The organism is Actinoplanes sp. NPDC048791, from assembly GCF_040650095.1.
Lineage (GTDB): Bacteria > Actinomycetota > Actinomycetes > Mycobacteriales > Micromonosporaceae > Actinoplanes.
The window spans coordinates 1-5,833 of the sequence record NZ_JBEZGQ010000531.1 but is presented as its reverse complement, the minus strand read 5'-3'; the positions used below and the strand labels follow the sequence as shown (position 1 = coordinate 5,833).

Sequence of the window (5,833 nt, the reverse complement as noted above, 5' to 3'; positions counted from 1 at the left end):
GTCCAATCCGGTACGGGCCTTCGGCGGCAGCCGGTCGAGCAGCGTGAACACGGAACCTCCAGGGAATCTCTCCCCTGATCGGCCGCCGAGCGGCGTCGTCGGAGCCGGCGCGCTCGCGGCCGGCGGCTCCGCCTACGCCCTGCGCGACATCCTGGCCACCGCCGGAGACCGGGAGCCCGGCAAGATCCTGGTGCTGGTCACGCTCTACGGCGGCAACGACGGCCTCAACACCGTCATCCCGTACACGGATCCGGCCTATGCCGCGGCCCGGCCGGGCCTCGCCTACGACGAGGGGCAGGTGCTCGCGCTCGAGGACGGCGCCGGGCTCAACCCCGGACTGAAGGGCCTGCACAAACTGTACGGCGACCAGCGCCTCGCCGTCGTCCGCGGCGTCGGCTACCCGAAGCCGGACCGCAGCCACTTCCGGTCCATGGACATCTGGCAGACAGCCGCCCCGGAGCGTCCCGGCACCACCGGCTGGCTGGGCCGGTGGCTGGACACCGCGGGCGGGGATCCGCGGCTGGCGTTCTCGTTCGAGCCGGTCCTGCCACCGCTGCTGGCCGGCGCCACCAGCGCGGGAGCGACCGTCCCGGGCGGCGCGCTGACCCTGCCGAAGGGAGTGACGAAGCCGGTCCTCGACGGTTTCGGCACCGCGGCCGCCGGTGAGTCGCCGGCCCAGGCGCGGGCGGCGGCCTGCTTCGCCGACCTGGTCCGCGTGCAGGGGTTGATGACCGACGTCGCGGCCGAGGCGGAGGAGGACGACGCCGAGGGCCAGGCGACCGCGACCGGCGGCCAGGCACCGCCGCTGGACCAGCAGCTCGCCCTGGTGGCCCGCTGCGTCGAGGCGGGCGCGGCCACCCGGGTCTACTCGGTGTCGCTCGGCGGCTTCGACCTGCACGCCGACGAGAAGGCCGCGCAGGAGGCGCTGCTGACCAAGCTCGACAAGCCGCTGGCCGCGTTCGTGGAGCGGATGGCCGGCACCGAGGCCGGGCGGGACGTGGTGGTCGCGGTCTACTCGGAGTTCGGCCGCCGGGTCAAGGCCAACGCCTCGGACGGCACGGACCACGGCACCGCTTCCAACGTCCTGCTGCTCGGCGCCGGCATCAAGGGCGGCCTTTACGGCGAGGCGCCGAGCCTGACCGACCTCGACGACGGCGACCTGCGCCACACGGTCGACTTCCGCGACGTGTACGCGATGCTGCTCGCCGACGTGCTGGACGCCGAGCCGGAACGGATCCTGGACGGCTGGCGCGGCCGCCTCACATTTAGTTGACGACTCAACTAATACGCCGTATCGTGGAGCCTGGTAGTTGAAGCGTCAAGTCCGGAGGTTTCCATGAGCGCCATGCCCGCCCTGTTCATCAGCCACGGCGCGCCGCCGCTGGTCGACGATCCCACCTGGGTCGGCCAGCTCCAGGAGCTCGCCCGGGACCTGCCCCGGCCCAAGGCGATCCTGATGGCCTCCGCGCACTGGGAGTCGGCGCCCCTGATGCTCGGGGCCACCGAGACGGTGCCGCTGGTCTACGACTTCGGCGGCTTCCCCCGCCACTACTACGAGGTGCAGTACCGGGCGCCCGGTGCGCCCGAGCTGGCCACGCAGATCGAGAAGCTCATGCCCGACCGTGAGCGCGTCACCCGTACCGGCCGGGGGCTCGACCACGGGGCGTACGTGCCACTCACGGTCATGTACCCGGACGCCGACATCCCGGTGCTGCAGATGTCGCTGCCCACCCTCGAGCCCGACCGGCTGCTGGAGATCGGCCGCCGGCTGGCGCCGCTGCGCGAGGAGGGTGTGCTCATCGTCGGCTCCGGCTTCACCACCCACGGGCTGCCGTTCCTGCGCGACTTCCGGCCGGAGGCGGCGGCGCCGGGCTGGTCGCGGGACTTCGACGCCTGGACGGCCGAGACCCTGGCCCGCGGGGCGATCGACGAGCTGGCCGACTTCCGGGAGCGGGCGCCCGGGATGCCGTACGCGCACCCGACGATCGAGCACTTCGCGCCGATGTTCCTCACCCTGGGCGCCGCGGCCGACCCCGAGCGGAGCCCGGAGCAGCCGATCGAGGGCTTCTGGATGGGCCTGTCCAAGCGCTCGTTCCAGGTCGTCTGAGCCACGGGCGGGGGGGGAATTCAGGATCTTCCCAGCCTGACCAGGGAACCTTGTGGGTACATTCCGCCAACCGCCCCTGCTGACTCACGCCCGGAGGTTCCTTCCCCATGCTGGAGGTCACCGCGCTCGGCTGGACGCTGACCATCGCGGTCATCGTCGCCCTGCTCGCCCTCGACCTGACCCTCGGTGTGCTGCGCCCGCACGCCGTCGGTTTCCGTGAGGCCACCGCCTGGTCGGTCTTCTACATCGCGATCGCCATCGCGTTCGGTTTTGTCTTCGCCGCGATCGCCGGCTGGGACTACGGCACGGAGTACTTCGCCGGCTACATCGTCGAGAAGAGTCTGTCGGTCGACAACCTCTTCGTCTTCGTGATCATCATGGGCACCTTCGCCGTGCCGGAGAAGTACCAGCAGGAGGTGCTGACCTTCGGCATCATCATCGCGCTGGTGCTGCGGGTCATCTTCATCGCGCTGGGCGCGACGCTGCTGTCGCTGTTCTCGTTCATGTTCCTGATCTTCGGCCTGATCCTGATCTACACGGCGGTGCAGCTGTTCCGGCACCGCGACGAGGACCCCGATCCCGACAACGCCGTGGTACGCGGGGCCAAGCGGCTCTTCCCGGTCACCCAGGACTTCCACGGCGGCAAGATGTTCACCCGCATCGACGGCAAGCGGACGGCCACCCCGCTGTTCATCACGCTGATCGCGATCGGCAGCGCCGACCTGCTGTTCGCGCTCGACTCGATCCCCGCGGTCTTCGGCGTCACCGAGGAGGCGTTCATCGTCTTCGCCGCGAACGCGTTCGCCCTGCTCGGCCTGCGGGCGCTCTTCTTCCTGGTCAAGGGCCTGCTGGACCGGCTGGTCTACCTCTCCACGGGACTGTCGATCATCCTGGCCTTCATCGGCGTCAAGCTGGTGCTGCACTGGGCGCACAAGGACATCAGCACGGCGGTGCCGGAGGTCAGCACCCCGGTCTCGCTCGGCGTCATCGTCGCGGTGCTGATCATCACGACCGTGGCCAGCCTCATCAAGATCCGCAAGGACCCGGACACGATCGCGCACGCGGGCGCCCTGCGGGCCCGCGAGGACCGGTCCGACCAGGAGTGACACAGCAAGCTGGACTGACATGACAAGAACGGCCCCGGCGACAGTGCCGGGGCCGTTCTCGGGTCAGGTGGCGGGCGTCAGCCGCGATAGCCGCCGATGCCGCTGCCGGCCCGCTGTCGCTCGTAGTCCTGCTGGTTGAGGATCTCGCGGATCTCCCGCGTCTCCTCCTGCGTGTGCCGGCCCAGGATGAAGTCGAGCTCGGCGCGCTCGGCCGGGGTCTGGAACGCCGCGAGCTCGGCGCTGAGCCGGCGCCGGGCGGTCCGCTCGGTGCGACGGTTCGCCAGGTTCACGCGGACGTCGCGCAGCTGGGTGGTGAAAGGCATGATCCTTCTCCTCACGATGAGTGACGGCGAAAGCGTCGTCGCTTCCTGCAACAACCATCCGGGCTCCGGGCTTCCACAACAAACCGACCAGGTAAAACCTCCGCTACAGAAGTGATGGCGGCCACCGGATCTCTGTAGCCCAGGTCACTCTCCGTTGCCAATGTCCTGGTCAGACCATTGCGCCGGCGGGCCGTGTTTCCGGACACAACGGAGGCCCGCGGCGCTCGCCACGGGCCTCCGGAGTGGTGCTTGAAGGTCAGAGGGTCAGGGTCCAGGTGTTGATGTAGCCGGTGTCGGCGCTGTAGACGTCACGGACCTGGAGCTTCCAGGCGCCGTTGGCGGCCTCCGAGGAGAGGTTCGCCGTGTACGTCGTGGCGACGTTGTCCGCGCTGTCCGAGCTGCTGCTGTTCTTCAGCCGGTACGCGGTCCCGTCCGGGGCCACCAGGTCGACGACCAGGTCACCGCGGTAGGTGTGGACGATGTTGACGGCCACGGTCGAGGCCGACGACGCCGACCGGGCACAGCCGGCGATCGTGATCGTGCTGGTCACCGCCGAACCGGCGTCCGGGATGGACACGTCCGTGGCGTTGGTGCCGGTGCAGCTGCCACCGGTGCCGCCGGTGACCGTCAGCGTGTAGGTGGCGGTGTGCGTCGCCGAGCCGGTGCCCGTGACGGTGATCGGGTAGCTGCCCGACGGGGTGGCCGCCGTGGTGCTGATCGTCAGGGTCGACGACGAGCCGGAGGTCACCGAGGCCGGGCTGAACGAGGCGGTCGCCCCGCTCGGCAGGCCGGCGGCGGTCAGCGCCACGCTCTGCGCCGAACCGGAGGTGGTCGCCGTGGCCACGGTGGTGGTGGCCGACGAGCCGGCCGCGACGGTGCCCGAGGTGGGCGACACCGACACCGAGAAGTCGTTGGTCGGCGTACCGGTGGTGCAGGTGGCCTCGCCGCTCACCGCGGGGACGCTGACCGCGGCCCAGGCCGCCTTGACGGCGTTGAACTCGGCGCAGCTGGGGGCGTACAGGTTCTTCGCGGCGGCCAGCGTCGCGGTCCGGACCCCGGCGTGCTTCCAGGTCGAGGTCTTGGACTGCATCGCGTTGTAGTAGATCTCGCCGGCCTTGCGGATGCCCAGGCCGGTCACCGTGCTCGAGTTGCAGGTCGGGCTGGCGGGCTGGCCGTTGGTCGGGTTCGAGCCCTCGGCGGTCAGGTAGAACCAGTGGTTCAGCGGACCGGCCGCGGCGTGCACCTCGGTCGACGGGATCGACGACGAGTAGCAGTTCGGGTCGCCGGCGAGCGACGGGTTGTACATGTACCGGATCGGGCCCTGGCCGACCAGGTCGACCTCCTCGCCGACCTGGTAGTCCGGCGGGTCGAGCGGGCTGTTGGCGAACGCCTCGGTCAGCGCGCCGAAGATGTCGCCGGTGGACTCGTTCAGGCCGCCGTTCTCGTTGCCGCTGCCCGCGCCGCCCGGGGTGGTCTGGAAGACGGCGTGGCCGAGCTCGTGGCCGACCACGTCGATCGGAGTGGCCTGGCGGGTGTTGGCCTGGTTGTGGCCGAAGTTGACGTACGAGCCGTTCCAGTACGCGTTCACGTCGGCGAGCCCGACCCGGATCGGCGGCGTGTTGCCGTTGCCGAGGATGCCGTTGCGGTTGAACCACGAGGAGAACATGTCGACCTCACGCTGGGCGCCCCACAGGGCGTCGACGCAGGCCGTCTCCAGGTTGGTGCCGGAGCCCGTCCCCCAGGCGTCGTCGGTGCCGGTGTACGCCGACCCGTTCTGCCCGCCGCACTTCAGGCCCGGACGGGTGGAGTCGGTCATGGAGAACGAGGAGCCGGAGCCCGAGGTGTTGATGGTGACGTTGCCGTAGTAGTAGCCGTTGCCGGAACCCTCACGCACGTAGTCGATCTCGTCGAGCACCGCGCCGGTGGCCGCGTCGACGAAGATGTGCAGGTTGCTCGGCTTGTTCTGCGCCGTACGGCCCTCGACGACGGCCTCGTAGGCCAGCTTGGGGCTGTCCCCGGCGAGCACCTTGAGCTCGGGCGTGCTCGCACTGTCCACCTTGGCCAGCCGGGCCTTGGCGATGGCCGCCGCCCGGGCCGCGGTGATCTTCGCGGTGGTGCCGACGGAGATGGCGGCGGTCTCGGCGACCGCGGTGTCCTTGACCGTGCCGGCCGCGTCCGTGGTGACGACGACGTCGCCGCCGACCACGGCCAGGCCCTTGAAGGTGCGCGCGTAGGTCACGTACTGCAGGCCGCGGGTGCCCTGCTCGACACCGGTGCGCTTGAGGTCGTCACCGGCG

The 5,833-nt window shown here is 70.4% G+C and carries 5 protein-coding genes; 3 read left to right on the top strand and 2 right to left on the bottom strand.

Going from position 1 to position 5,833, the window contains the following annotated elements; translation table 11 throughout:
- The first annotated feature begins 43 nt into the window (after positions 1-43).
- The 3 genes from AB0C29_RS30155 to AB0C29_RS30145 all read left to right on the top strand — a co-directional run bounded on the left by AB0C29_RS30155 (position 44) and on the right by AB0C29_RS30145 (position 3,213).
- Positions 44-1,273, top strand: coding sequence for a DUF1501 domain-containing protein (locus tag AB0C29_RS30155; protein WP_360827129.1), 1,230 nt, complete (start codon positions 44-46; stop codon positions 1,271-1,273).
- A gap of 63 nt (positions 1,274-1,336) precedes the next feature.
- Positions 1,337-2,107 (top strand): class III extradiol ring-cleavage dioxygenase, encoded by a 771-nt coding sequence (locus AB0C29_RS30150; RefSeq protein WP_360827126.1) that lies wholly within the window; start codon positions 1,337-1,339, stop codon positions 2,105-2,107.
- Between the two features lie 107 nt (positions 2,108-2,214).
- Positions 2,215-3,213, top strand: coding sequence for a TerC family protein (locus AB0C29_RS30145; protein ID WP_360827123.1), 999 nt, complete (start codon positions 2,215-2,217; stop codon positions 3,211-3,213).
- Between the two features lie 77 nt (positions 3,214-3,290).
- On the opposite strand, the gene AB0C29_RS30140 is transcribed toward AB0C29_RS30145, so the two are convergent.
- Together AB0C29_RS30140 and AB0C29_RS30135 are read right to left on the bottom strand one after the other, a co-directional pair.
- Complete coding sequence (locus tag AB0C29_RS30140) at positions 3,291-3,536, bottom strand: hypothetical protein (RefSeq protein ID WP_360554635.1); 246 nt, start codon at positions 3,534-3,536, stop codon at positions 3,291-3,293.
- 256 nt (positions 3,537-3,792) lie between these two features.
- Positions 3,793-5,833: M4 family metallopeptidase (locus AB0C29_RS30135; RefSeq protein WP_360827120.1), on the bottom strand; the 2,041-nt coding region annotated here is incomplete at its 5' end.

Coding starts and splice junctions, on each gene's coding strand:
- AB0C29_RS30140 (WP_360554635.1), bottom strand. CDS start 3,536: ATGCCTTTCACCACCCAGCTGCGCGACGTCCGCGTGAACCTGGCGAAC.
- AB0C29_RS30145 (WP_360827123.1), top strand. CDS start 2,215: ATGCTGGAGGTCACCGCGCTCGGCTGGACGCTGACCATCGCGGTCATC.
- AB0C29_RS30150 (WP_360827126.1), top strand. CDS start 1,337: ATGAGCGCCATGCCCGCCCTGTTCATCAGCCACGGCGCGCCGCCGCTG.